The following is a 25775-nucleotide window of genomic DNA, read 5'->3' as shown; positions in this document are numbered from 1 at the left end:
GGAGATCCCACCGATTACGGATATGTAATCTTCCGGTCAGCAGCGTATCGGACCCATACCCCACTTCTGAAATCAGCAACAAAAGGAGTGCATGAGATGAAACGACTGAAATCGACCCTTGCGATGATCCTGCTGGTTTCTGCTGGTGCCGCCGCGATTGGGCTTGGCACAGTAATGGCCGTCGCCGCACTGGTGATCGGTCTGGTTGTCGCGGGAGCGGCAAGGCTAGCGGTCAGTGCGCAGAAAAAGATGCCGCTAGACGAGAAAAAGTCCCGCGACATGGGTATCGTCGATGCTCAACTGACCACAGCCAGCTGATCTGCTTCCTCGGCAGCACCATAGACCGGGCCCCGCACGCCTGGCAAAGAAATTGGTCTGGCACGAATGGCGGCTTCTGAGAAAGCACCTGCCGGTGGATTAAAGCGCCTCCTTCTGAAAACACCCGAGTGACTTCGCCCCGCCGACCCGTTCGGCGGGGCGCCTTTGTCTGGATCGCGGCAACAAGCGGAACATTACGCACAAGTAATCCGCAAGCGATTTTTCAGTCACCCGGCATCCCTAGCTTGAGGTCATCGAAAGGCAATCACGCCGGCCGACAAACCGAAAGGAAAGACGACAATGAAACGCAAACTGGTTACTCTTCTGACCGCTGGCGCGGTTTCCGCCGCCGCCCTGGCCGGTGGCACCGCTTTCGCAAGTGGCAACGGCAACGATCAGGCCGAGGTCCAGGCATTTCTGGGCGCCTCGCAGGATATCACCGCCGCGATCAACGCTGCCGAAACCGCCAGCGGTGGCAAGGCCGTCGCCGCCGAGTTCGATGAGAACACGGGCAGCGGCTACTACGAAGTTGATACCATCGCGAATGGCAAGCAGGTCTCGGTCGAGATTGATGCCAGCACCGGCAAGGTGATCAAGACCTCGGATGAAGGCGACGTCGCCAAAGCCGATGATGACGACATCGTTGACCCCGCGCAGCTTGGAGCACCTCTGGCAGAGCTGGTTGCCAAGGCCGAGCAGAGTGGCGGCGGCAAGGTGATGTCGATCAGTGCCGAGCATGAAAGCGGACAGGCGGGCATGATCGAGGTCGAACTTGCCAATCCCGACGGCACGACGCAAGAATTCGCGATGGCCGCCGACGGCAAGATGACGCCGCAGGCGGACGACGACGGCGAAGATGACGAGGACGGCCAAGACGCCGGCTAAACCAACCTGGCCACCTGCAGAACGCCGGCCCCTGCCCTGGGGCCGGCCTAGTGGCAAGATGAGGGACAGATGCGCATTCTGGTGATCGAGGATGACCGCACGACTGGGGATTATATCGCCAACGGATTGCGCGAAGAGGGCCATGTGGTCGACCTGTCCCGCAACGGTCGCGAGGGCCTGCTGATGGCCCAGACCAACGATTTTGACGTCTTGGTGGTCGACCGTATGCTGCCCGACCTGGACGGTCTGTCACTGGTTCGCACCTTGCGCGCCGCAAAAAACCTGACGCCCGCTTTGTTCCTGACTGCGCTGGGCGGTGTCGATGACCGGATCGAGGGCCTGAACGCGGGTGGCGACGATTATCTGGTCAAGCCTTTCGCATTTGGCGAACTGTCCGCCCGACTGGCCGCGCTGGCACGCCGCCCGCAGATGCGTGACGACGAGGCCATATTGTCAGCGGGTGATCTTAGGATGGATCTGATCCGGCGCAGGGTCACGCGCGGCGGTGTCGAGATTGACCTGTTGCCGCGCGAATTCGCGCTTCTGGAATGCTTGCTGCGCCGCAAGGGGCGGGTTCAGACCCGCACCATGCTGCTGGAAGCCGTGTGGGAGCTAAGCTTTGATCCGCAGACCAATGTTGTTGAAAGCCACGTTTCGCGCCTGCGCGGCAAAGTGGACAAGCCCTTTGCCACAGAACTGATAAAGACCGTGCGTGGCGCGGGATACCGGATTGAAGCATGACGGCCGACTGGCGCGATATCCTGCGCTCGACGCCGATGCGATTGACGCTGCGGCTGGTCGCGCTGTTTCTTGTGATCAGCCTGCTGACCTTTGCCGCGACCTGGTGGCTGGCCAACAAGACCCTTCTTGACGCTGCCGAAGACACACTTGATGTCGAACTGGATGAACTTTCGGCCTCGGGCGATCCGAAGGGCATTGCGGATGCGGTCGCCGCAATCTCGAATAAGACTGATCCTGAAAACCTGATCCTGCGCTATGACGGCACACATGGTATTGTCGGCAACTATGATGGTGCCTTGCCGGGCGAGGGTCTGCGTGAATTTGATCCCGACGATCCGGCCGATCATTTGAGCGACCGCTATATTCTCAAGAGCCGCGATGTGCCGGGCGGGCAACTGACCGTTGGCGAATCCGCAGATGCCTTTGACGAGCTGCGCGAGGTCTTTGGGCAGGTTTTGTCCTTCACTTTGCTACCGACAGTTCTTCTGGTCCTCGCGGCTGGCTTGCTCAGCGCACGACGCGCCGCACGACGGCTTGGCGCGATCGAAGCAACGTTGGATCGACTGCGCGGGGGCGATTTATCGGCGCGCCTGCCTGACCTGCCGGGACCTGCAGACGACCTGTCGCGCGTGGGGATTGGTATCGATCGGCTGGCCGAGGCACAGCAATCATCGACCGAGGCGCTGCGACAGGTTTCAGCCGATATCGCACATGACCTGAAAACGCCGATCCAGCGTCTGGCCGTCCAACTGGCGCAGACACGCGACGAACTGCCGGAGGGTGTAGCATCGCAGGCACTGGACCGCGCCGAGGCCGAGGTGGCGGGGATCGTCTCGACCTTCCAGTCCTTGCTCAGCATTGCTCAGATCGAGGGCGGCAGCCCACGTGCCCGCTTCCAGCCTGTCGATCTGTCCGCATTGGTCACGACGATGGCCGAGCTCTATGAACCTGCCGCCGAAGAAGGCAGCCACCGCCTGAGCGTGGTTGTCCTCAGTAGGTCCGCTGTCCTGGGCGACCGCGCCCTGCTGGGGCAAGTGATCGCGAACCTGATCGAGAACGCCCTGCGCCACACGCCCCCGGGCAGCGCGGTCTTGCTGACCGTCGACGGCCCGCGTCTGACCGTCGCCGATACCGGACCCGGCATACCCCCGGATGAGCGGGACAAGGTCCTGAGGCGCCTTTACCGTCTTGATCGCAGCCGCAGCACTCCCGGCAGCGGCCTTGGTCTTAGCCTGGTCGAAGCTGTCGTAAAGCTGCACGGCGGAAAGCTTGACCTGCAGGAAAACGCGCCGGGTCTACGTGTCGTGATAACGCTTCCCACGACTTGACCCTTTCCGATCCGGGAATTTCACAAGATATTCTGGCCATCACGGCAAATCTTGGCATCCCGGTATAGTGACAAAATTCTTTGGAAGGCCGGCACCTTTGCGCCGAACAGCGCCAGGGCAATCTGCTGCCGGATCGGGCAGCATTGGCCGTCAGATCAGGATGCGCCTGATCTTGGGGACAGCGAAGCGTCGGTCCTCGTGGAAATCGATGATGTTGGCGAAACGCCCGTCCGGATCGAACAGAAAGACCCCGGCGGTGTGGTTCATGGTGTAGTCATCGTCCTGCGCGATCTTTTCATAGCGGGCGCGAAATTCGGCGGCGATCAGCGCGATGTCACCGGTGCTGCCGGTATATCCGGCGATGCGCGGATCGAAATACGCAAGATAATCTGCAAGCGCCTCGGGCGTGTCCCGCTCGGGATCGACGGTGATCAGGGCAACCGTCAGTCGGTCTGCATCCTTACCCAATGCCTCGAGCCAGCCCGAGATATCGATCAGCGTGGTCGGACAGACATCGGGACAGGAGGTGAAGCCAAAGAACACCATGGCCGGGCGACCGATCCAGTCCGCCGGCGTCACCCTCGTGCCGCGATGATCGGTCAGCCGCCAGGTCATGGCGGTTAGCGGCAGGGGCAACCCGCTGACCGGCTGGTCTCGATTGCTGCGCCACGCGCCAAGCGCCAGCGTGCCCGCTGCGGCCGCTGTGACGCCGGCAACGGACAGGATCAGCTGGCGTCGTCGCATGTCGGACCCTCGGCACGCAAAGACAGAACCTCGACGTTAACCGTCACCTCGCCGGCCTTCTCGAAGATCAGGGTGACGGGGAAGCTGTCGCCCTCTTTCAGCGCCGAGGTCAGTTGCATCAACATGCCATGATAGCCGCCGGGGGCCAGTTCGGTGGTCTGTCCGGCCGGGACCGGCACGCTCATGGCATGGGGCATCGAGGCCACGCCGTCCGCGACCACGGTTTCGTGCAGCATCGGCATCGCGGCTGCGGGTGTGCTGATGCCGGTCAGCGCATCGTCCTGCGTGCCCGCATTGGTGATTGCGACATAGAACACCGCCGGCCGGCTTTCGCCGATGGTGGCGCGCGACCACGCATGATCGACGCTCAGGTCGCCAAGCGTGACGGTTTCGCAGGCCTGAGCCGCGCCAGCAAAAAGAACCATGGCAAGTCCGCCAAGAAGGATATTGCGCATCAGAGCCTCGATTTCAGATCGGCAAGAATTTCGCTGGCCGGGGTTCCATAGGTGTATTGGCGAAGCCAGTCGCCCTCAGGTCCGATCAGGTAAAGCGCGGGGCTGTGCGACATGGAGTAGCCGTCAGGCGCGGCTGTGTCATCCTCGCGCTCGAAGAAGATCTTGAAGCTGTCGGCAGCGGCCCTTGTCGAAGCAGCGTCCCCGGCCAGACCAAGGATCGACGGGTGGAATGCCGTGGTGAATTCATTCAGGCCCATCTGACGGTCGCGTTCGGGGTCGACCGAGATGAAAACCGGCTGCACTTTCGCGGCGTCAGGGCCAAGTTCGTCCATGACCTGCGCCACCTCTGACAGAGTGGTCGGGCAGACATCGGGGCAATTGGTGAAGCCGAAGAAGACCAGCGAATGGCGCCCGCGAAATTCTGCGCTTTGCCGGATCTGGCCGTCGGCATCGGCCAGTGCGAATTCAGGCCGAAAGGCTTCGACCGTCTCGATCTGCTGGACAGGCTGCCGCTGATAGATGAACACCGATCCGGCAGCCGCCAGAACGACCGCCCCCCAGAGAACCTTTTGCAATACCGATAGCCGTATCATCTTTCGCCCTGTCCCGTTTTCCGCACTTCTAAAACCTCCAGCCACTTGAGATACAAGTCACAGAACGGTGTGGTCGGGGCGAAGCGGCGGAGCTCAGATCTTGATGAGTGCCGCCGTCGCATACATGAAGGCAATGCCGCCCAGAAATCCGGCCACCACGGCAGGCGAAAACAGTGCCGCCTGGCGATCCGGGTTCTGGCGCATCAGATAGGATGTCACCTCGACGATGACCTGCAGGATCGCCCCAGCCCCGATGGCCAGCGCCAGCGCGGTCCATTGCGGCGCATAGGCCAGACTGCCCATCCACATCCCGAGGATCGCTGGTCCCCCGGCCAGCAGCACAAGCGCCGCGAAGGCCCAAAGTGGCGGCCTGATCTTCAGCATCGGTGCGGCGATGCCGATGCCCTCGGTCACGTTGTGCAGCGCAAAGCCAAGGACCAGGAAGGTGCCAAGACCCGCCGACCCGGCGGCGAAGGCCGCGCCGATGGCCAGTCCTTCGCCAAAGTTGTGAATACCGATGCCAAGCGCGATGTAAAAGGCCAACGCCAGTCCCACCGGGGCGCCACGCCACCGCCCGATGGCCATCAGCAGCAGGAAACTTGCCAGTGCCGCCAACCAGACCATGGCCGAGCCTTGGAACAGCGCCGCAGATGCGGCGGCAAGTTCCAGCGCCTCGCTGGTCATGTCGATCAGCAGGAACACCAGCAGGCCCACTGTCAGCGCCATCAAGAAGTTCATCCCCGACCGCCCGACGCCGCGCATGGCAGGAAAGAACATCAGCCCAAGCGCGACAGGCAACAGCCCGACAATGGCCCCGACCAGCGCCTGTTGACGCAACTGGCCGGCGGTCGCTTGCGGGGTTGGCAAGGCAACCGCGATCTCGTGTTCGAAGGTCATGCCGGTATTCGACAGCATGTTGATCAGATGCGCCTCGCCCAGAACCCAGGGATAGGGGATGCGCAGCCAGGCGGTATCTCCGCGCGCGATCGGCCCGGCGGGATCTTGTGCAAAGGTCCAGAAGGCGTCGTCGACCATGACTTGCGCGATCACCATCGGTTCGGAACCGCCCGCGCGAACCAGCAGCCGGATGCCGGTTTCGTCCAGGATAGTGCGCTCTACCGTCAATGCCTCGACCGGCGGGGCGGAATTGTTGAAGCCGCGCAAGGGGTCCAGCGCGGCGATCCAGACGAACGCCCCCAGCATCAGCGCCAGCGGAATCAGCACCAGTAAAAACCGCGACAGGGGCGAGCGGGTGGGTCGGGCATCCACACTCATGCGCCCGGCCCCCGCACATCGAAATGCCCGACCCAGCCCAGCTCGGTGAATTCCGACTGATGCGCGTGGAACATGTACATTCCGTCCTCATGATCGGCGAAGCTGAACTCCAGAATGCCGCGCTGCGCCTGGCATTGCATGATCAGGTCCACGGTCTGCAGGGTCGGCGTCAGCGTCGTGCCGGTGTCGAAATAGTTGAAGAAATTGGCATGCAGGTGGAACGAGTTGATCGGGTCGAACTCGGTCACGTTCACCAGATAGACCCGGACGGGCCGGGTTTTGTCGATGCGGATGGGTTCGTTCATATAGGCATGGGCGATGGTGTTGACGGCATACACTTCGTTCGCGCCGTCGAAATTGGTGTCAAATGCGTTCATCACCATCGCCAGTTCCTGCCATTCGGCATTCTCGGGTGTGCCGAGAAGGCGCGAGGCCGCGACGGTCGCATGGTCGGGATGGCGCGCCGGGTCGGGGTCGATGACGAACAGACCGTACATACCCTTGTGCATGTGCCGTTTCAGCGGCAGCGCGTGGCAATGATACAGGTGGCAACCAAAGGGCTTGGCGTCGAATTCATAGACGAATTCTTCGCCCGGACCGATCAGCCCGGCACCGGGCACGCCATCCATCCGGGCGGAATGGATGCCGTGGAAATGCATCGAATGCGGATGCGAGCCGTTGTTGCTGAAGATGATCCGCAGGCGCTCTCCTTCCTTGGCACGCAGGGCCGGGCCGGGCACGCGGTCGTTGAAGGTCCAGGCGGGAAAGAAGATGCCCGGGGCGATCTCGATCTCGCGGTCGATTGCAGAAACCTCGAACGTGCGCAGGGTGCGGCCATCGGGCAGAGTTTCGGTCGTGCCCAGGTACCAGTCGGTCAGCATCGGCGCCGGGTCGAAGCCGTTCCTGGCGTGATCGACGCGGCCCACCGTCATCATATTGCCATGCGCCATGCCAGGCATCGGTGCGGCATAGGGATCGGCCTGCATTGCGGCCATGTCATGGCCTGCCATCGGATCCGTCCCCGGTGCAGATTGCGAGGATGCCGTTCTGGCCAGCGCCACCGCCCCGCCCGCCGCGACAAGTCCGCCGACCAGCAGGGCACGCCTGCCGGGATTACCAAGGTCGGGATCGTCGCTCATGCAAAGGAACTCCACGCGCCGTTAAAAGCCATGGCTCATTATATTAGCCGTGGCTAACTTGTCATGCCGATGGTTTTCATGTCAACAGTGATGAGCAGGAGGTCCGATGACGGAAACCACACCGAACGAAGACAGCGAACCGCGTCCTGCCGAGATGCGGGCGGAAAGCTTTCATGCCGTACGCGAGGCGCATCGCAATGAACTGGCCGAGGACTATGTCGAGCTGATCGCCGAACTGATCGCGCAGTTCGGCGAGGCGCGTCCGGTCGACATTGCCGCGCGGATGGGTGTCACGCCGCCAACAGTTGCCAAGGTGCTGAACCGGCTGGCGCGCGAAGGGCTGGTGGCGCGGGCCAAGTACCGATCGGTATTTCTGACGCCCGAGGGCGCGACGCTGGCCGAGGCTTGCCTGCGTCGGCACGAGATCGTGGTGCGTTTTCTGGTGCGTCTCGGGCTGGACCCTGAAACCGCCGAGAAAGACGCCGAAGGGATCGAGCATCACGTCAGTGAGCGGACGCTCGATCTGTTCCGCACCTTCGCCGACGGCGACTGAGGTCAGGCTGCGGCCGACACTGCCGCGCGGATATCGGCCTGCAGGCTTTCAAAGCTGACATTCACCAGCTTGCGGCCCTGCAGATAGAAGGTCGGGGTTTGCTGAACCCCAAGCGCCTCAAGATCGGCAACGTCCTGGTTCAGGACGGCGGTGATGTCAGGCAACAGCCGGTCAGACTTGCCCTTGGCGATATCCATTCCCGTGGCCCCGGCGACGCGCCAGGCCTTGTCCATATCCGGCCCGTCATGCAGCGCCCATTCCTCTTGCTTCTCGAACAGGGCATTCATCACATGCTCGAACTTGCCCTGCATCCGGGCTGTTTCAAGAATGCGGACAGCCTCGTCAGACCCCTGGTGGAACGGGGTATAGCGCAGCACGACGCGCAATTCGGTCGGGAATTCCTCGCGCAGGGCCTCGACCACCGGATGGAAGGCACGACAGGCCTCGCAGGACGGGTCAAAGAACTCGACCAGGGTGACGGGGGCATCGGCCGGGCCAAGGATCGGTGAATGGGGGCGGATCAGCAGGGTTTCATCGGTGGCTGGCGCTGCGGCGGCTGTGGCGGCGGCGGCCTCTGCCTCGGCTGTGCGCTGACGGTTTACATAGACGGCGCCGCCCGCAAAGGCGGCAATACCAAACGCCGAAGCGCCAATCATAAGGGTCCGGCGGTTCATGCGCGGTTTCCTTTCAGTTGAGACAGACAAGCAAGAATGGCCGCGAAGGCCAGAAGCGACAGATAGGGTAGCGGCAGGCCCAACACGGTCTGCGCGGCGGCATCGGTGCAAGACGGGCCATCCTTGGTACAGGGCGCAATCGCCTGCGGAATGATCCCGGCATAAAGGCCCGAATGCCAGATGGCGACCGCAAGGCCCGCCAGCGACAGAATGACCGCCGGAAACCTTGCGCTCGGATCATCGCGCAGGGCAGCGATGCCCAGGATCACGACCAGCGGGAACATGGCGATGCGCTGATACCAGCATAAGGTACAGGGCATCCGGCCCAGAACCTCGCCGATGAACAGCGCGCCAAGCGTCGCGGCCAGGGCGATCAGGAAGGCCAGCAGCAACGCCGTTTGGGCGCGCGTATCGAGGGTGTCAGGCATCGCCATATCTCTTTCGGAAAGCGGGCAGAGCGGTGATCACGATCATGGCAGCCCCGATCGAGATTGCCACATCTGCCATATTGAAGGCGGGCCAGTGCCAGTCCCGCCAGTAGACGTCAAGAAAATCCGTGACCGCCCCACGGCGCAGGCGATCAACGACGTTCCCGAGGCTCCCGCCAATCACCAGCGCGAAACCGGCGGCTTCCCACGGGGTGCGCACCCGCAGCGCCAACACGGCGAGGCCAAGGGTGATGGCGCCGGTCAACGCCGCCATCGCCAGAGGCGTGTCCCGCATCATCCCCGACAGCATCCCGAAACTTGCCCCGGTGTTGAACCCAAGACTTAGGTTGAAGCCCGGAAGGATCGCCAACGGCACCCCTTGGGTCAACGCGACAAGAGCTGCCGCTTTGGTGATTTGATCCAGAGCAAGGGCCAGTAGCCCGATCAGTGGAATGTGCCAGCGTCTCATGCCCTGCCTCCGCGCGAAAATCCGATCCAGCGGGGCACGGCGCTGCGGAAGGCCCGATATTCGGCTTCGTTACTTGCCGAAAGGACAGCCTCCTCCGATCGGATTTGAAGGGAGGCGGACCAGAAGAAAAGCACGATTCCGGCAATGGTCGGTGAAGCCGGGACGGCAAGGGCAACACCCGACAGCAGGATCAGCTGCCCCAGAAAGGTCGGGTTGCGGCTGTACCGGAACAGTCCGCCTTGAACGAGCGCCCCGGTTTCACCTTGCCGCACCCCTACCCGCCAGGATGCGCCCATCGACATCTGTGCCGCAAAGGCGAGCATCGCCCCGACGGCTGCCAGAATGGCCCCAACAAGCCCCAGGAATGGCAAACGTCCTTCCGTCCAGAGCGGATCTGCCTTGTGTAAAACAGGTACGACGAGCCACAGCAAAGGCCCGGCGAAGGACAGGGCGAAGGCGGCGCGAAACCCGTTGGCCGCCCAGCGGTCAGAGCCGGTGGCGCTGCTGATGAGCCAGATACGGCGCCCGGCCGCTCGTGCGGCGAATTTGCCCCCCCAGAAGAAAAGGCAAAGATAGGCGCCAAGAATAATCAGCGCTGCCCAACCGAAGGCATGCAGCATCATCAGGCGCCTTTTTCCGGGTCATAGGCCAGAAGGCGCAGCGCGTTCAGCGTTACCAGAACCGTGGCCCCGGTATCGGCGAGGATCGCCAGCCAGAGACCGGTGATTCCCAGAACCGTCGTCACCAGGAACACCGCTTTCAGACCCAGCGCGATGGTCACATTCTGGCGGATATTGGCCATGGTGGCGCGGGCAAGACGGATCGTGGTCGGGATATCCGTAACACGGTCGCGCAGGATCGCCGCATCGGCGGTTTCCAGTGCCACATCGGTGCCCGATCCCATCGCCACGCCGACGCTCGCCTGTTTCAGCGCAGGTGCATCGTTGATGCCGTCGCCGACCATCATCACGCCACCTGCCGCGGCCATTTCGCGGATCACGTTCAGCTTGTCCTCGGGCAGCATCTCGGCACGGAACTCGGTGCCAAGGCTGTCGGCAATGGCCGCCGCCGTGCGGGGGTTGTCGCCGGTCAGGATGGTCGGCGTGATGTCCATGGCGCGCAATTGCCTGACGGCCTCGACCGCGTCGGCGCGCGGTTCGTCACGCATGGCGATGAGGCCAAGCGCCGACACGCCCTCGAACAGGACGGCGACGGTCTTGCCTTCCTCCTCCAGCGCGGAGGCGCGGCGGATCCACTCGCCCTGCAAGGCCCCTTGTTCGGCAGCGTAGCGCGGGCTGGACACGGTCAGCGCACGCCCCTCGACGGTCGCCGCAACGCCTTTGCCCATGATCGCCTTGGCCTCGGTCGCGGCCGGCAACGCCATTCCGTCAGCCCGCTTCAGGATCGCCAGGGCCAGCGGATGGCTGGACCCGGATTCGACGGCGGCGGCAAGGCGGACCACCTCGGCCTCTGGCGCATCGCCAGTCGGCACGACATCAGTTACCTGCGGGCGGCCATGGGTCAGCGTCCCGGTCTTGTCAAAGGCGACCGCATGCGCCTTGGCAGCCGCCTCGATCACCGCGCCGCCCTTCATCAACAGTCCGCGCTTGGCCCCGGACGACAGCGCCGAGGCAATCGAGGCCGGGACCGAGATCACCAGCGCGCAGGGGCAACCGATCAGAAGCAGTGTCAGGCCGCGATAGATCCATGTCTCCCACGGCGCACCTGTCGTCAGCGGCGGCACCACGATCACCAGCACCGACAGCATGACGATCAGCGGCATATACCAGCGGCTGAAGCGGTCGATGAAGCGCTCGGTGGGTGCGCGGGCCTCCTCGGCCTCTTCGACCAGCCGGATGATCCGGGAAATGGTGTTGTCCTCGGCGGCCTTGGTCACGCGGATGCGCAGCGCCGCCTCGGTATTGATCGATCCTGCATAGACGGCAGCGCCCGGCCCCTTGGTCACAGGAACGCTTTCGCCCGTCACCGGGCTGTCATCGACACCAGAGGTGCCATCGACAATTTCACCATCCGCAGGGATTCGGTCGCCGGGCCGCGCCAGCACGATCTGACCGACGGTCAGGGTCTCGGCAGCGACCTCGCGGGTCTGGTCGCCCTCGACCAGCATGGCGGTCTTTGGCACAAGATTGGCCAACGCCCGGATGCCATCGCGCGCCTTGTTGGCCGCAACGCCTTCCAGCACCTCGCCCACGGCGAACAGGAACACGACCAGCGCGGCCTCCTCGGCGGCACCGATGAACAGCGCGCCGATGGCGGCGATGGTCATCAGGCTTTCAATGGTGAAGACTTGCCCCATCCGCGCTGCGGCGAAGGCCCGGCGCGCAACCGGCGCAACTCCGATGACGCAAGCGGCGACAAAGGCCCAATAGCCGACCGGACCGGGGAACAGGAACTCGACCGCCCAAGCAGCGCCCAGCAGCAGCGCGGTAAAGATCACCAGCTTGCCCTTGCCGGTCTGATACCAGCGTTTGCCCCGCTCGGCGGGGTCGTCATGAACATGACCGGCACTGCCATGGCCCTCATCCGGGCTTTCGGTCGTCAGTTGATGATCATGGCCGTCGTCTTCGCTGTGCCCGTGTCCATGATCGTGGTCATGCACCTTTTCCGCCGCATCGGGCAGGACAAAGCCTTTCTTCGCTGCCGCGCTGCCGCGCGGCGCAATGCCATAACCAAGCGACTTCACTACCGCCTCGATCCGGTCGCGCCCGGTCTTGTCGTCCCTTAGCGTCAGTCGCAGCTTTTCCGACATCAGGGTCACGCTGACATCGCTAACCCCCGGAAGGCGCCCCACCGCATCCTTGATCTTGTTGGCACAGGACCCACAGTCCATGCCGGAAATCGTCCATTCGCAGGTATCGCCTGCCTTCAGATCATCCTGTGCCATTGCGGCCCCCTTCTTTTGGGTGGGCCCGCGCAGGGCTTGCCACCATCGAATCGGCAACCTAATGTCTCTAGCAACTAGAGGGTCAAGAGGGTTTCGATGCTGACCATTGGTAAACTGGGAAATGCGGCTGGCGTGAAGGTGCCGACAATCCGATATTACGAGCAGATCGGCCTCCTGCCTGAACCCGTCCGCAGCACCGGCAATCAGCGGCTTTATCCGAGAGCCGCGTTGGATCGGCTCGCCTTTGTCCGCCATGCGCGCGAGTTGGGATTCCCGCTGGACGCGATCCGCGATCTTCTCAGCCTGTCGGACCGTCCTGACCAGTCCTGCGCCGCGGCCGATGCCATCGCCAAATCGCAGCTTGTCGCCACAAGGGCACGGATCACCCGACTGCGTGCATTGGAGGCGGAACTGGAGCGGATGCTCGAGCAATGCGCCTGCGGCACGATTTCAGACTGCCGCGTGATCGAGGTTCTGGGTGATCATGCCCTGTGTGCGCATGAACACAGAGAAGCTTATATTCTGTGACAGCGGCATCAAGCTCAACTTTTAGCTTGGCAGGTGCCTGCCACGCAACCTTTGATGACGAGCGGTCAGTTGGCAGCAGCCGCGTACGCAACCAGGGGCAGCCCAATTCGATCAACCCGCGCCAGATCAGGCATCTGCCCCAGGCGCGGGTCTTGCTGTCTGGGAGGACCCTAGCCCAGGATCGCGTTGGCCTGATCGACCAGCGCCTGACCGGCCTCGGCGGGGGTCATCTGGCCAAAGGCAACCTGGTCGGCGATGGTGCGGTAGACGCGCGCCTCCAGTTCCGAGGCACCCACCGGAACCTGCGCCGGGAAGGCGCCGACGATATCCTTGATGCCCTCGACATAGTCGGCCGAAAGGGTTTGCACCTCGTCCAGCGAGGGTGCGATCTCGGCCCGAACGTCAAGATTCAGCGGCACGCCGCGTTCGACGCCAAGGATCTTGCCGGCCTCCCTGTCATTGATGAAGAAATCAAGGAAGCGCGCCGCCATCTCGGGATCTGCCGCATTCTTGGCAATGCCGAAATGCAGGCCCGCGCGGTAGAACAGCCCCGAGGCTCCACCGGCTTCCGCCACCGGCAGGGTGGTGATGCCAACGGGGTTCTGTTGCAACGCCTGGTAGCCGACGATCATGTTGGAAAATGCAATCGCCATGACGGCGTTGCCGGTGCTCATCGGGTTGGAATCGATCTGCAGCTTGTCTTGTGCCTGCACGTCGGCAGACACACAGCCGCCATTCGCGGCCAGGCTTTCCCAATAGCCATACCAGTCGGCGGCGTCCGTGGCGTCAAAGCCGATCTGACCGTTCTCCAGATACAGCTTCCTGCCCCGCTGCAGCAGGAAGGGCTCGAACGCATAGCTGTAGCGTGCGGCATTGCCCATCGCCCAGACATTCGGCTTGTCGATGGCCTTGGTCATCTCGATGCAAAGCGTCGCGAAATCGTCCCAGGTGGTGTTGCGATCCGGCGGAGTCAGGCCCGCGCTCTTGAATGCCTCGGTGTCATAGAGCAGCGCGAAGGCGTTGGTCGAAAGCGGCATGCCCGCGACCTTGCCGTTCACCGTGCCAAGCTTCAGCGAATCCGCCTGCAATCGGTCGGTGCGGATGGTGCTGCCCAGATAATCGTCCAGCGGCAACATGGTGTCGCGCCCGGCATAATCGGCGAAGCGGCCCGGTTCGAGTTGGAAGATGTCGGGCGCATTGCCGCCAGCCAGCATCGTGGTCAGCTTGGACCAGTAATCATTGCCGCCGACCTCGCCCAGAATGGTCATGCCGGGATTGGCGGCCTCGAACAGCTTTGCCACCGCCATGGTGCGCTCGGCCCGGCCGGGCGAGCCGAACCAGAACAGGCGCATGTCCTGTTCGGCGGCGAGGGCAGCGCGACCGAGAAAAGGGGTCATGGCAGTAGCTGCGGCAGCGCCGAGGCCAAGGTTCAGGAAATTGCGACGGTTCAGCATGGATCTCATCCCTTGTTGCATGGTTGGTCCGGCCCGTCCGGATGGTGCCGGACGGAGCTTGATCAGAGAAGTCGAAAAGCAGGGCCTAGCCGAGGATGGCGTTTGCCTGATCGACCAGCGACTGTCCGGCCTCGGCGGGGGTGATCTGCCCGAATGCCAGTTGGTCGGCGATGGTGCGATAGACGCGCTCTTCCAGTTCCGCGGCGCCGACCGGCACCTGCGGCGGGTAATCGCCCGAGATATCGGCAATGGAGTCGATATAGTCGTAGGACCGGGCCTCGACCTCGTTCAGCCTGGGTTTCACCGCTGCGCGAACGTCCAGATTGATCGGCACGCCGCGTTCAAGGCCAAGGGCCTTTCCGGCCTCGATATCGTTCAGGAAGAAATCCAGGAACCGCGCGGCCAGTTCGGGGTCTTCGGCAGTGCTGGCGACACCGAATTGCTGGCCCGCCTTGTAGAACAGCCCCGATGGCCCGCCTCGCTCGGCCACCGGCAGCACGGTCAGCCCGATCGAGTTCTGCTGCAGCGCCTGGTAGCCGACCAGCATGTTGGAAAAGGCGATGGCCATGACCGCGTGGCCGGTGCTGAGCGGATTGGAATCGATCTGGATCTTGTCCAACGCCTGCACCTCGGCCGAGACGCAGCCGCCGCTCTTCGCCAGACTGTCCCAGTAGCCATACCAGTCCGTCGCGTCGGTCGCGTCGAAACCGATTCGGCCATCCTCGCCATAAAGCCGCTTGCCGCGCTGGACCAGAAACGCCTCGAGCGCATAGCTGTAGCGCGCGGCATTGCCGATCGCCCAGACATTCGGCTTGTCGATGGCCTTCGTCATCTCGATGCAAAGCGCGGCGAAATCGTCCCAAGTGGTATTGCGATCCGGCGGCGTCAGACCCGCGCTTTCGAAGGCGACGGTGTCGTAAAGCAGCGCGAAAGCATTGATCGACAACGGCACGCCCGAGGTGATCCCGTTCACCCGTCCCAGCTTCATCACATCGGGCATCATCCGGTCTGTGCGGATCACGCTGCCCAGATACTCGTCCAGTGGCAGCATGGCGCCGCGGCCCGCGTAGTCGGCGTAACGGCTGGGGACAAGCTGGAAGATGTCGGGCGCATTGCCCCCGGCCAGCATGGTCGTCAGCTTGGACCAGTAATCATTGCCGCCGACCTCGCCCAGGATGGTCACGCCGGGGTTTGCGCGTTCGAACAGTTCGGCAACGGCCAGGGTGCGTTCGGCGCGGGCGGGCGAGCCGAACCAGAATAGACGCATGTCAGTATCTTGTGCCCAGGCCGGCAGCCCGGACAGCGAGGCGGTTGCGCTGGCCGCGCCAAGGGCGAGGCCGTTGCGGATGAAGGTGCGGCGATCAAGCATGGCTGGTCCCTCCCAAGACCTGCGATCAGGCGGCCAAGGCCGCCGCGCGGCGGCCCTCGGCATCGAAGACATGGCATTGCGCCAGATCGGCGCTGAGCGGCAGCAGGTCGCCGGCTTCGACGGAATTCTGCCCCTCCAGCGTGGCGACGATCGGCTGCTGGTCAGGAAAGCGGCCATGGACGATGGTCTGGCCGCCCAGTTGTTCGACATGGGTGACGGTCATCTGGCCAAGCGAGGTGCCACGATCGGCGCCGACCTTCAGATGTTCGGGGCGCACGCCAAGCGCCGCCGCATCGCCGTTCCTCAGCACCAGTTGCGTGCCGGCCAGATCCAGCGCCACATCGCTGCCGATCCGGCGCGAGATCGACGTTTCGAGGAAATTCATCTTCGGCGAGCCGATGAAGCCCGCGACGAAGCGGTTCGCCGGCCGGTTGTAGATCTCGAGCGGCGTCCCCGCCTGCTCGATCCGCCCGCCGCGCAGCACCACGATGCGATCGGCCAGCGTCATCGCCTCGACCTGGTCATGGGTGACATAGATCATCGTCGCGCCGATATCGGCATGCAGCTTGGCGATTTCGACGCGGGTCTGGACGCGCAGTTCGGCATCTAGGTTCGACAACGGCTCGTCGAACAGGAAGACCTGCGGGTCGCGGACGATGGCACGACCGATTGCGACGCGCTGGCGCTGTCCGCCGGAAAGCTGCTTCGGCTTGCGATCCAGAAGCGGCACGATCTGCAGGATCTCGGCAGCCTTCTGAACGCGCTGGTCGATCTCGGCGCGGGGCATCCGAGCGGTTTCCAGCCCGAAGGACATGTTCTTGCGCACCGACATATGCGGGTAAAGCGCATAGGATTGGAACACCATGGCAATGCCACGTTCCGATGCCGGGCGTTCGTTCATCCGCTGGCCGCCGATGCGCAATTCGCCGCCGCTGATCGGCTCCAGCCCGGCGATCATGCGCAGCAGTGTGGATTTGCCGCAACCCGAGGGGCCGACAAAGACCACCAGCTCGCCCGGTTCGATCCTGAGATCAACACCGTGGATTACGTCGACGGTGCCATAGCTTTTCCGAATGTCGGTCAAGGTCAGAGAGGTCATCTTGAAACTCGCTTTCTGGGTCAGGCGCGATCAGCGCTTCATGCCGGTGGTGGCGACGCCTTCGATCAGCAGGCGCTGGAACATCACGAAGAGGACGAAGATCGGCAGCACGGTCAGGGTGGACATCGCCAGCAGGGCGCCCCAGTCGGATTGGGCGGTGGCGTCGACAAAGGTGCGCAGGCCAAGCTGGGCAGTGTATTTCTCGATATCGTTCAGATAGATCAGCGGTGCGAAGAAATCGTCCCAGGTCCAGATGAAGGAAAAGACGGCGGCGGTGGCGAGGACCGGCATGGACAGCGGCAGGATGATCCTGAAGAAGATCCGCAGCGGCCCGGCTCCGTCCATCAGCGCGGCCTCGTCCAACTCGCGCGGGATGCCACGGAAGAACTGCACCATCAGGAAGATGAAGAAGGCGTCGATGGCGAGGAATTTCGGCACCACCAGCGGCAGGATCGTGTTCACCCAGCCAAAGTTCAGAAACATCAGATATTGCGGGATTAGCACCGCATGTTGCGGCAGCATCATCGTACCCAGCATCAGCGCGAACCAGAACTTGCGGCCCTTGAACTGCAACCGGGTGAATGCATAGGCGGCCATCGAGCAGGACATCAGGTTGCCCACCACCGCCAGCACCGAGATCACTGCCGAGTTCAGGAACATCCAGCCGAAGCTGACGCTGAGCCCGTTCCAGCCGCGACGGTAGGCGTCGGCGGTGAAGGTTTCGGGGATCAGCGAGCCTGTCGAGAAGATCTCGTTCTCGGGCTTGAAGGAACTCGAGATCATCCAGAGCAGCGGATAAAGCATCACGAAGCTCATCGCCAACAAAGCGGCATAGGCGAAGGCGCGGGTCAGGCCTTTCGGCTGCTGGGCAGCCTCCATCGGCGACAGGGCTGCAGCGGCATCAGTCATCGTAATGCACCCAATATTTTGCGGAGAGGAAAGCCAGCGCGGTGAAGCCCGCGATGATCGCCACCAGCACCCAGGCCAGCGCCGAGGCATAGCCGAAGCGGAAATTCGTGAACGCCTCCTGATAGAGGTAGAGCGTGTAGAACAGCGTCGAGTCGATCGGGCCGCCCGAACCGTCGCTGATGACGAAGGCCGGCGTGAAGGCCTTGAACGCGTCGATGGTCAGGATGACGGCATTGAAGAAAATCACCGGCGTCAGAAGCGGCAGGGTGATCTTGAAGAACTGGCGGGCACGGCTGGCGCCATCGATGCTGGCGGCCTCGTACATGTCCGTGGGGATCTGGCGCAGGCCGGCGAGGAAGATGATCATCGAGGATCCGAACTGCCAGACCGCCAGCGCCACCAGCGTGTAGATCGCCGTGTTCGGATTGGCGATCCAACTGGGGCCCTCGTAGTTGAAGACGGCCATCAGCACCTGATTGATGATGCCGTCGCTGGCAAAGACCTGCCGCCACAGCACCGCGATGGCGACCGAGCCGCCGATCAGCGAGGGCAGGTAGAAGATGGCCCGGAACCAGTTGAGGCCCTTCAGCCCCTTGTTCAGCAAGACCGCGATGGCCAGGGCGAAGATCAGCTTCAACGGCACGGACAGCAGCACATAGGTGAAGGTGACGTTCATCGCGGCGCGGAAGCGCGGATCGTCGCTGGCGATGCGGACATAGTTGTCGGCACCGACCCATCGCGGCGAGGACATCAGCGAATAATCGGTCATCGACAGATACAGCGATGACACCGCCGGCCCCAGGGTCAGGGCGAAAAGCCCGATCAGCCAGGGCGACAGGAAACCGTAACCAGCGAGCTGGCCCTTGAAGCGCAGCCACAGCGGCGCGCGATATAGCGGGGCCTCGTTGACAGACATTGCTTAGCCTCCCTTCGGTGATCGACCCATGGATTGGCAGCGCGGGCCGATACGCCATGACCAAATGATGACGGAAAGAAATTTCTCCGTCAACTGAAATTTTCATTGTTGACGAAAGTTTCTATTTATCCGAAAGTTCACTCAGCCCAGGAGGACGCTGATGAACATCGAGGCCAATAGTTATTTCGCCGCCGCCGATCCCGCCTTTCTTACCCGCAACGCCGCCCGCCATCAGCAGGCCATCGAGCGCTGCGTGGAAAAACTGCGCATGACCATGCCTGTGATCGGCCTGCGCAATCCCAAGATCGGCACCGCGGCGAATCACTGGATCTATTGTGCGCCCTTCGACTGGGTCGTCAGCTTTCAGGCCGGGCAATTGTGGCTGGCGCTGCAGTTGACCGGCGATCCGGTCTTTCGGAATGCCGCGCAGGCCCGCCGCCCGGTCTTTCGGGCGATCCTGGCGAACCGGCAGGCACAGGACCACGATCTTGGCTTCCAGTTCTCGCTCGGATGTGTCGCCGACTGGCTGATGACCGGCGCCGAGGAGCCGCGCGAAATGGCGCTGAAGGCCGCCGAACTGCTGCTGAGCCGCTATCGGCCCGAGGGCCGCTATCTTCAGGCATGGAACGCCGTCGCGCCGCATGGTCGGGTCGACCCGCATCACGCGGCAGGCCGGATCATCGCCGATACGCTGCAGAACCTCGCGCTGCTCTATTGGGCATATGGCGAGACCGGCCGCGCCGATTTCCGCATTGCCGCCGATGGCCATGCCGAAACTGCGCTGGCCCATCTGGTCCGTGCCGATGACACCAGCTTTCACACTTTCCTCTTCGATCCGGTGACGGGTGCGGCATTGCGCGGAGAGACCCATCAGGGCTTCGCCGACGGCTCCTGCTGGTCGCGCGGACAGGCCTGGTTGATCCACGGCTATGCCCAAAGCGCCGCCGTGACCGGCAATCCGGTCTATCTGCGGGCCGCGCGGCGTCTGGCCGCCAAGGCCGAGGCGCTGATGGGCAGTGACGCGGTTCCGGCGTGGGATTTCGACGCACCGGGCGCCAACGTGCCGCGCGACAGTTCAGCCGGAGCGGTGATGGCGGCGGGTGCCTATCTTCTGGCGCAACAGATTCCGGCCGAGGCCAGTCACTGGCGCGATTTCGGCGACCGGCTGCTGGGCGGGCTGCTGGACAGCTGCGATCTGACCGGCGACCCACAGGCGCTCGGGATGCTGGCCCACGGCGCGGCGCATGTCGGCTCGGGCTTTGCCGACAACATGCTTCCCTATGGCGATTACTACTTCATGGAGGCGCTGATGCGCTCGCTTGGCCATACACAATTCTTCTGGTGAGCCCCGTTGCCCACCGGCTATCACTGTGACCGAACGACCGAGGAACCCGATGTCTGACAGCTCGACCACGACCTTGCGCGATATCGCCGATGCTGCCGGGGTTTCCCTCGCCGCCGCCTCGAAAGTCCTGAACAATCGCGGCGGCGTCAGCGAAGAGAACCGGCAGCGCGTCATGGCTGCCGCAGACCGGCTCGGCTATCAGGCACGGGCCACCAAGGCTTTCCAGCGCGCGGGGATCAGTTCTGCAACACTGGTGATCCCGGCGGCCTATTACTCCGATTCGCTGTTCTACGAGGACATCATCAAGGGCGTTCTCGAGGAATGCGCGGTCGGCGGCCTGTCGGTCGAGGTGCGGCTGTTCACGCCATCAGCCGAGGGCAGTCAGGCCGAGATCGACGACATCCTTGCCGATCCCGAGGGCGGCGCCATCATCGCCATCGGCCTTGACGACACCCGGCTGGTCGGTCGCATCGCCGATGCCGGTGTGCCGGCTGTGCTGATCAACGGCATGGACCGCACCATGCGGCTCGATTGCGTGCTGCCCGACAACTGGTCGGCCGGCTGGATGGCGACCCAACAACTGCTGAACGCGGGCCATCGCAACATCCTGCATGTCACCCGGCCCCACCGCTTGACCATGCAGCGTCGCATGGAAGGCTTTGCAACGGCGATGACCGAAGCGGGGCTGGACCCTGCCGGCCAAGTGCTGGATCTTGGCGAGGCCGGATTTGCGGAAACCGAATCGCGCGCCGCCATCATTGCCGCGCATCGGGCCGGGCGGCTGGCGGATGTGACGGGCTTTTTCTGCAGTTCGGACATGGTCGCCTTCGGTGTCATGCAGGGACTGCAATCGCTCGGCTTCGCTCTGCCCGAAGACTTCTCGGTCATCGGCATCGACGACGTGACCCTGGCGGGCAGTTCGCGCCCTCCCCTGACGACCATGCGCATCGACCGGGCCGAGCTTGGCCGCGCCGGCGCGCAATTGCTGCTGGCGCGGATTACCAATCCCGCGCGCGGGACTGTGCGCATGAATATGGGGGTCGAGGTCATCACCCGCGCCACCATCGCTGCACCGCGGACGACTGGCAAACCATGACCCGCCCGCATCTTGTCGTCATCATGGCCGACCAGTTGCGCCATGACCTGATCTCGCCCGAACACATGCCCAACGTGATGGCGCTGGCCGCGGACAGCCTGTTCTTTCCCAGGACCTACTGCGCCTCGCCCTTGTGCATGCCGTCGCGGGCGTCGTTCTTCACAGGGCGCTATCCCAACGAGACCGGCTGTCTCATCAATCCCTGGGTCGAGGCGGACCGGGCGCATGGCGTGGTCAGGGACGGCACCCCGATCCTCTATGATCTTCTGTCCGGGGAATGGGACGGCTGGCACACCGGCAAGCAGCATCTCTATTTCGATCCGCCGCTGGAGCGTCGCGCGACAGGCAGTACCCATTGGGTCACGCTTGAAGATACCTATGCGCCCTTCCTGGCCGAACGCGGCGATCCCATGCCCGGCGGCCCCGATTTCCGCGCCGACCTGCCCGAACTGGTTTCGGGGCACCGCAGCCAGTTGGGAAGCGGCTCGACCCCGGCAACCGGGCGTTATGATCCTGGCTTCGACAGCTTCTTCGACGGCCATATCCTGCGCACGACGCTTGAGGCCATAGACCAGCGCGACCGCGACAAGCCGCTGTTTCTCAGCGCGATGTTCCTGGCCCCGCATCCGCCGTTCCAGATCCCCGATCCGTGGTATTCCGCCGTCGACGCGATCGAGATGCCTGCGAATGTCGGCCGCTGGAGCGAGGGGCAAAGCCCGCTGCAACTGTATAACCTGACCGGCTTCATTGGCGCACGCTACAGCCGCGAGGACTGGCAAGAGGTTTGGCGCGTCTATGCGGGTCTGGTCCAGCTGCTTGATCATTGCGTGGGCGAAATCATCGCGCGGCTGAAATCCGAAGGAGTTTATGATGATGCGGTGATCCTGTTCACCACAGATCATGGCGAGATGCTGGGGGCGCACCGGCTGTTCCAGAAGATGTGCATGTATGAAGAGGCGATCCGCACGCCGGTCGTGCTGAAACTGCCGAAGGATCGGCAGCAGACGGGCGTGAACAGCACGCCGGTCAGCCATATCGACGTGTTGCCGACGCTGTGTGCGGCGCTGGGGATCGATCCTCCAGTTGGCCTGCCCGGGCGCAATCTGCTCGAGCGGGTCGAAGAACAACCGATCTTCGTGCAATATGACGGCAATGGCGCGCTTGGAAATTTCTCGCGCGCGGTGATCCGGGGCCGCGACAAGCTGATCGTCGATTGCTTCAAGGACGAGATCTTCTTTGAACTGCACGACCTGACCACCGATCCGCTGGAAGACCACAACCTGATCGCCAGCCGACCAGACCTTGCCGCCACGCTGTTAGCCCTGCTGCTGACGCATATGCGCGAGACCGGCGATCACCTGCCACTGCAGATGGCCGATCTTGACGATTTCCTGGCTGCATACGCCCCGGCACCTGCCGCGTAAAACGCCCCCGTATTCACCCGACCGATGCAGCACCCGCCGCACCGGCCAGACCAGCCCTGCACTGACGAAAGGACCACGATGCTTTCCGTTCAAACCCGACATGCCGTTCATCCCGCCCATGCCAAGAGCATGGATACCGGAACCCTGCGCAGGAACTTTCTGGCGCAAGGCCTGTTCGCGGATGGAGATATCCGGCTGGTCTATACCCATTACGACCGCTTTGTTCTCGGCGGCGCGGTGCCGGCCGGCGGGGAATTGATGCTGGACCGGGTCGATGAGACAAGAACCCCGAACTTCCTCGACCGCCGCGAGATGGGCGTCGTGAATATCGGCGCGGCAGGCACTGTTTCGGCGGGTGGCGAAACCTATGCGATGAACACCGGCGATGTGCTCTATCTGGGCATGGGCAGCGGTCCCGTCACCTTCGCCGGTGAGGGACGGTTCTATATCACCTCGGCCCCGGCCCATCGCGCCCTGCCAAATCGCCTGATCACCGTGGCCGACTGCGTCGAAGTGAAACTCGGCGCCTCCGAAACCTCGAACAAGCGCACCATCAAGCAGTTCATCCACCCGCAGGTGATGGAAAGCTGCCAGTTGATCCTGGGCTATACCGCGCTCGAGGATGGCTCGGTCTGGAACACCATCCCCAGCCATGTCCATGACCGGCGGATGGAGGCCTATCTCTACTGGGGCATGGCCCCCGAAGCCCGCGTGCTGCACCTGATGGGCGAGCCGCAGGAGACCCGGCACCTGTTCGTCGGCAATGAAGAGGCCGCGATCTCGCCGCCCTGGTCGGTGCATTCGGGGGCCGGGATCGGCGCCTATACCTTCATCTGGGCGATGGCCGGGGACAATGTCGACTACACCGACATGGATTTCATCCAGCCCGCGGATCTGCGCTGATGGCCGGGCTGTTTTCGCTGGAGGGGCAACGCGCACTGGTCACGGGGGCCAATACCGGCATCGGGCAGGCCATCGCTGTGGCGTTGGCCGGGCAAGGCGCGGCTGTCACTTGCGCGGGACGTCGGCCCAGCTCCGACACCATCGCTGCGATCCGCGCGACGGGGGGCGAGGCCGATGATCTGGTGCTGGATTTCGCCGATCCGATGGCGGCGCGGGATGTGTTCGCGGCGGCCGGTTACACGCTGCTGGTCAACAATGCCGGCATCATCCGCCGCGAGGATGCGGTCACCCATTCCGAGGCCGATTGGGATGCCGTCATCGACACCAATCTGAAGGCGGTCTTCTTCACCTGCCAAAGCTTCGGCCGCGAACTGATCGCCCAAGGCGCGAAAGGCGCCATCGTCAACATCGCCTCGCTGCTGAGCTTCCAGGGCGGCATCCGCGTGCCCGGCTATACCGCCAGCAAACATGGCGTGGCGGGGATCACCAAGCTGCTGGCGAATGAATGGGGACCCCACGGGATCACCGTCAATGCCATCGCGCCCGGTTATATCTCCACCAGCAACACCGAGGCGCTACGCGCCGATCCCGAACGCTCGCGCCAGATCCTGGAGCGCATCCCGGCGGGCCGTTGGGGCCGCCCCGAGGATATCGGCGGTACCGCCGCCTTTCTCTGCTCGCCCGCCGCGCGCTATGTCACCGGCGCGGTGCTGAACGTCGATGGCGGCTGGCTTGCGCGGTGAGCATGGGGAACTCTCCTTATGGTCAAGGGGATGCGGAGGGCGAATTTTCCCGACAGGATGAACGAGAAGATTCCGATGATGAGAGGCTGCATCACCGAGGCCCGGATCATGGGCGTCCTGCCTCGAGGCGAGGGACGGTTTGCCGTTCCCGAATTGTACCGCAACCATGGGATCGGCAGCGCGAGATTCTGCAAGTGACCAGCGAAGTATGACGGCTTGGACGTATCCATGATGAGCCAGATGAGGGACCTCGAGGAAGAGAGCCGACGGCAGAAGTGCTTGTTTGCCGGTCCGGGCATGCAGACCGATCTGCTGAGGGACGCTCTGGGATCAACGTGACGCGGTCGGCTCAGCGCCGCGAGTTGGCCAATACGGCCGAGGCGACGAAGGGGGTCCGGATCGCGCCGGCCTGACGGGCCTATGCTGACTTGTTCAGAGAAGCGTTGGAAGACAAAGGTATAAAACCTGCATTCCGGCCGGAAGCTTGGCGGCAAGCCCATCAAGCACGACAAACGCCGCTACAAACGCCGCAACAGGATCGAGATCATGCTCGGGCGACTGAAGGACTGACGCCGGATCGCCACCCGCTACGACAGATACCCCAAGGTCTTCCCTTCCGCCGTCGCCCACACCGCAACCGTCATGTTCTGGGGGAGACGCTAGAAAGAGTCCTGACCCTAGGCGCGGAACGGATTGACCAGCCGAAGCCTGCCTTCAACAAGCAATCCGTCCTGCATGTCCTCGGTGTAGAGCCTGTCGCAGCCGCTCAAAAGCGCGGCCGCAACGATCATCGCATCGTAGACCGAAAGGCCGTATCTCTCACCGAGGGCCGTCCCGACATCATGGATCTCCGCCGTCAGGTCGACCACTTGGCACAACTGGCGGATGCCAGCGATAAAGTCGCCAGCCTGCTGCCAGGACATACCAGCCTTCTTGATGCAATTGACCAGCGTCTCGTTCAAGACCTGAACGCTGACAACCCCGGTGCTGGCAAGAAGACCTGCGGCGATGTCTGCCCTTGGGCTGTCGTCGAGCAGGTAGAGAATGACATTCGTGTCGAAAAAGTCAGCGGGCATTTGCCTGGTCGCGCGTCAGGCGGTCCGAGGCCGGAAGGGAGCCGCGGAACTTCTGCAAATTTGCAAGTATATCTGCGGCAGAAGGACGTCGGCTGACCCCAAGCCCGGCCTCTGTCCGATGGAGTTCGATTTCATCGCCCGCCTTCAGACCAAGCTCGCGCACGAGCTCCGCAGGAAGCCGAACGGCCAACGAATTTCCCCATTTGGCAACATGCATGCTGGCCTCCATAGATACACATAGTTCATACTGTATATCATAGGATGCGGTCGCTCAAGATTATCGACTCTTTCGTCTACTGTTCTGAGGCGGCCAGTCGCGACGGTGCGTAGGATGCTGTCCCATAGCGTGGTGTAGCTGGCGCTGATTGTCACCGTGATGTTCGGCGCGGGCCTGCTTGATCAGGAT

General features: G+C 63.2%; 28 protein-coding genes and 2 pseudogenes. 13 read left to right on the top strand and 17 right to left on the bottom strand.

Annotation, left to right across the window (positions count from 1 at the left end; translation table 11 throughout):
• The first annotated feature begins 96 nt into the window (after positions 1-96).
• The 4 genes from Q1A36_RS19170 to Q1A36_RS19155 all read left to right on the top strand — a co-directional run bounded on the left by Q1A36_RS19170 (position 97) and on the right by Q1A36_RS19155 (position 3272).
• Positions 97-318, top strand: a complete 222-nt coding sequence (locus tag Q1A36_RS19170; protein WP_299847421.1) for a hypothetical protein — start codon at positions 97-99, stop codon at positions 316-318.
• A 300-nt stretch (positions 319-618) separates the two neighbouring features.
• On the top strand, positions 619-1203 hold the full coding sequence (locus Q1A36_RS19165; RefSeq protein WP_299847419.1) for a PepSY domain-containing protein: 585 nt from the start codon (positions 619-621) through the stop codon (positions 1201-1203).
• 69 nt (positions 1204-1272) lie between these two features.
• Positions 1273-1944 (top strand): response regulator transcription factor, encoded by a 672-nt coding sequence (locus tag Q1A36_RS19160; RefSeq protein WP_299847417.1) that lies wholly within the window; start codon positions 1273-1275, stop codon positions 1942-1944.
• Positions 1941-3272, top strand: a complete 1332-nt coding sequence (locus Q1A36_RS19155) for a HAMP domain-containing sensor histidine kinase (protein WP_299847415.1) — start codon at positions 1941-1943, stop codon at positions 3270-3272. Before Q1A36_RS19160 ends, Q1A36_RS19155 begins: the two co-directional genes overlap by 4 nt.
• 150 nt (positions 3273-3422) lie before the next feature.
• On the opposite strand, the gene Q1A36_RS19150 is transcribed toward Q1A36_RS19155, so the two are convergent.
• The 5 genes from Q1A36_RS19150 to Q1A36_RS19130 form a co-directional block, all read right to left on the bottom strand.
• On the bottom strand, positions 3423-4016 hold the full coding sequence (locus Q1A36_RS19150) for an SCO family protein (protein WP_299847413.1): 594 nt from the start codon (positions 4014-4016) through the stop codon (positions 3423-3425).
• Positions 3998-4441, bottom strand: a complete 444-nt coding sequence (locus Q1A36_RS19145) for a copper chaperone PCu(A)C (protein WP_299847411.1) — start codon at positions 4439-4441, stop codon at positions 3998-4000. The genes Q1A36_RS19150 and Q1A36_RS19145 overlap by 19 nt, the downstream gene beginning before the upstream one ends.
• 29 nt (positions 4442-4470) lie before the next feature.
• Positions 4471-5046: an SCO family protein gene (locus Q1A36_RS19140; protein WP_299847409.1), complete on the bottom strand. Its 576-nt coding sequence runs from the start codon at positions 5044-5046 to the stop codon at positions 4471-4473.
• 111 nt (positions 5047-5157) lie between these two features.
• Positions 5158-6339, bottom strand: coding sequence for a metal transporter (locus Q1A36_RS19135; protein ID WP_299847407.1), 1182 nt, complete (start codon positions 6337-6339; stop codon positions 5158-5160).
• Complete coding sequence (locus Q1A36_RS19130) at positions 6336-7478, bottom strand: multicopper oxidase domain-containing protein (RefSeq protein ID WP_299847405.1); 1143 nt, start codon at positions 7476-7478, stop codon at positions 6336-6338. Before Q1A36_RS19130 ends, Q1A36_RS19135 begins: the two co-directional genes overlap by 4 nt.
• 106 nt (positions 7479-7584) lie before the next feature.
• On the opposite strand from Q1A36_RS19130, the gene mntR reads away from it, so the two are divergent.
• The gene (gene mntR / locus Q1A36_RS19125; protein ID WP_299847404.1) at positions 7585-8031 is read left to right on the top strand and encodes a manganese-binding transcriptional regulator MntR; all 447 of its coding nucleotides are present in this window, start codon (positions 7585-7587) and stop codon (positions 8029-8031) included.
• Between the two features lie 2 nt (positions 8032-8033).
• On the opposite strand, the gene Q1A36_RS19120 is transcribed toward mntR, so the two are convergent.
• Genes Q1A36_RS19120 through Q1A36_RS19100 form a run of 5 tightly spaced genes read right to left on the bottom strand, consistent with a single transcriptional unit; the run spans position 8034 to position 12507 of the window.
• Entirely contained in the window at positions 8034-8705 is a 672-nt protein-coding gene (locus Q1A36_RS19120; protein ID WP_299847402.1) for a thioredoxin domain-containing protein, read from the bottom strand.
• Positions 8702-9133, bottom strand: coding sequence for a disulfide bond formation protein B (locus tag Q1A36_RS19115; RefSeq protein ID WP_299847400.1), 432 nt, complete (start codon positions 9131-9133; stop codon positions 8702-8704). Before Q1A36_RS19115 ends, Q1A36_RS19120 begins: the two co-directional genes overlap by 4 nt.
• Positions 9126-9602 carry a signal peptidase II gene (lspA, locus tag Q1A36_RS19110; protein ID WP_299847398.1) on the bottom strand — a complete coding sequence of 159 codons (477 nt, stop codon included), beginning with the start codon at positions 9600-9602 and terminating at the stop codon, positions 9126-9128. The genes Q1A36_RS19115 and lspA overlap by 8 nt, the downstream gene beginning before the upstream one ends.
• On the bottom strand, positions 9599-10222 hold the full coding sequence (locus tag Q1A36_RS19105; protein WP_299847396.1) for an isoprenylcysteine carboxylmethyltransferase family protein: 624 nt from the start codon (positions 10220-10222) through the stop codon (positions 9599-9601). The genes lspA and Q1A36_RS19105 overlap by 4 nt, the downstream gene beginning before the upstream one ends.
• A gap of 2 nt (positions 10223-10224) precedes the next feature.
• Entirely contained in the window at positions 10225-12507 is a 2283-nt protein-coding gene (locus Q1A36_RS19100; protein WP_299847394.1) for a heavy metal translocating P-type ATPase, read from the bottom strand.
• Positions 12508-12603: 96 nt separating this feature from the next.
• Between Q1A36_RS19100 and Q1A36_RS19095 the strand changes: the two genes are divergently transcribed.
• Positions 12604-13035 (top strand): helix-turn-helix domain-containing protein, encoded by a 432-nt coding sequence (locus Q1A36_RS19095; RefSeq protein ID WP_299847392.1) that lies wholly within the window; start codon positions 12604-12606, stop codon positions 13033-13035.
• A gap of 170 nt (positions 13036-13205) precedes the next feature.
• Here the strand turns inward: Q1A36_RS19095 and Q1A36_RS19090 are convergent, their stop codons facing one another.
• The 5 genes from Q1A36_RS19090 to Q1A36_RS19070 form a co-directional block, all read right to left on the bottom strand.
• Positions 13206-14489 (bottom strand): extracellular solute-binding protein, encoded by a 1284-nt coding sequence (locus tag Q1A36_RS19090; protein ID WP_299847390.1) that lies wholly within the window; start codon positions 14487-14489, stop codon positions 13206-13208.
• An 85-nt stretch (positions 14490-14574) separates the two neighbouring features.
• Complete coding sequence (locus Q1A36_RS19085; protein ID WP_299847388.1) at positions 14575-15858, bottom strand: ABC transporter substrate-binding protein; 1284 nt, start codon at positions 15856-15858, stop codon at positions 14575-14577.
• 25 nt (positions 15859-15883) lie between these two features.
• On the bottom strand, positions 15884-16957 hold the full coding sequence (ugpC, locus tag Q1A36_RS19080; protein WP_299847386.1) for a sn-glycerol-3-phosphate ABC transporter ATP-binding protein UgpC: 1074 nt from the start codon (positions 16955-16957) through the stop codon (positions 15884-15886).
• A gap of 30 nt (positions 16958-16987) precedes the next feature.
• Positions 16988-17866 (bottom strand): carbohydrate ABC transporter permease, encoded by an 879-nt coding sequence (locus Q1A36_RS19075; protein WP_299847384.1) that lies wholly within the window; start codon positions 17864-17866, stop codon positions 16988-16990.
• The gene (locus Q1A36_RS19070; RefSeq protein WP_299847382.1) at positions 17859-18782 is read right to left on the bottom strand and encodes a sugar ABC transporter permease; all 924 of its coding nucleotides are present in this window, start codon (positions 18780-18782) and stop codon (positions 17859-17861) included. The genes Q1A36_RS19075 and Q1A36_RS19070 overlap by 8 nt, the downstream gene beginning before the upstream one ends.
• Before the next feature lie 160 nt (positions 18783-18942).
• Here Q1A36_RS19070 and Q1A36_RS19065 point away from each other — a divergent pair, with 160 nt between their 5' ends.
• The 7 genes and pseudogenes from Q1A36_RS19065 to Q1A36_RS19035 form a co-directional block, all read left to right on the top strand.
• On the top strand, positions 18943-20127 hold the full coding sequence (locus tag Q1A36_RS19065) for a glycoside hydrolase family 88 protein (protein ID WP_299847380.1): 1185 nt from the start codon (positions 18943-18945) through the stop codon (positions 20125-20127).
• A 49-nt stretch (positions 20128-20176) separates the two neighbouring features.
• A complete protein-coding gene (locus Q1A36_RS19060; RefSeq protein WP_299847378.1) occupies positions 20177-21223 on the top strand; it encodes a LacI family DNA-binding transcriptional regulator in 1047 nt (348 codons plus the stop codon).
• Positions 21220-22647: a sulfatase-like hydrolase/transferase gene (locus Q1A36_RS19055; RefSeq protein ID WP_299847376.1), complete on the top strand. Its 1428-nt coding sequence runs from the start codon at positions 21220-21222 to the stop codon at positions 22645-22647. The genes Q1A36_RS19060 and Q1A36_RS19055 overlap by 4 nt, the downstream gene beginning before the upstream one ends.
• Before the next feature lie 78 nt (positions 22648-22725).
• Positions 22726-23550: a 5-dehydro-4-deoxy-D-glucuronate isomerase gene (kduI, locus tag Q1A36_RS19050; protein ID WP_299847374.1), complete on the top strand. Its 825-nt coding sequence runs from the start codon at positions 22726-22728 to the stop codon at positions 23548-23550.
• A complete protein-coding gene (gene kduD, locus Q1A36_RS19045; RefSeq protein WP_299847373.1) occupies positions 23550-24293 on the top strand; it encodes a 2-dehydro-3-deoxy-D-gluconate 5-dehydrogenase KduD in 744 nt (247 codons plus the stop codon). Before kduI ends, kduD begins: the two co-directional genes overlap by 1 nt.
• Positions 24294-24368: 75 nt before the next feature.
• A pseudogene (locus tag Q1A36_RS19040) lies at positions 24369-24703 on the top strand (IS3 family transposase); the annotation flags it as partial.
• A pseudogene (locus Q1A36_RS19035) lies at positions 24701-24956 on the top strand (transposase); the annotation flags it as partial. The pseudogenes Q1A36_RS19040 and Q1A36_RS19035, both read left to right, overlap by 3 nt.
• Before the next feature lie 14 nt (positions 24957-24970).
• Here Q1A36_RS19035 and Q1A36_RS19030 read toward each other — a convergent pair.
• The gene (locus Q1A36_RS19030; RefSeq protein ID WP_299847371.1) at positions 24971-25369 is read right to left on the bottom strand and encodes a PIN domain-containing protein; all 399 of its coding nucleotides are present in this window, start codon (positions 25367-25369) and stop codon (positions 24971-24973) included.
• Entirely contained in the window at positions 25359-25586 is a 228-nt protein-coding gene (locus tag Q1A36_RS19025; protein ID WP_299847369.1) for an AbrB/MazE/SpoVT family DNA-binding domain-containing protein, read from the bottom strand. The genes Q1A36_RS19030 and Q1A36_RS19025 overlap by 11 nt, the downstream gene beginning before the upstream one ends.
• Between the last annotated feature and the right edge of the window lie 189 nt (positions 25587-25775).

The sequence above is a fragment of the uncultured Paracoccus sp. genome (assembly GCF_947487305.1).
In the GTDB taxonomy this organism is placed as follows: Bacteria; Pseudomonadota; Alphaproteobacteria; order Rhodobacterales; family Rhodobacteraceae; genus Paracoccus.
This window is presented reverse-complemented; position numbering and strand designations above follow the sequence as displayed.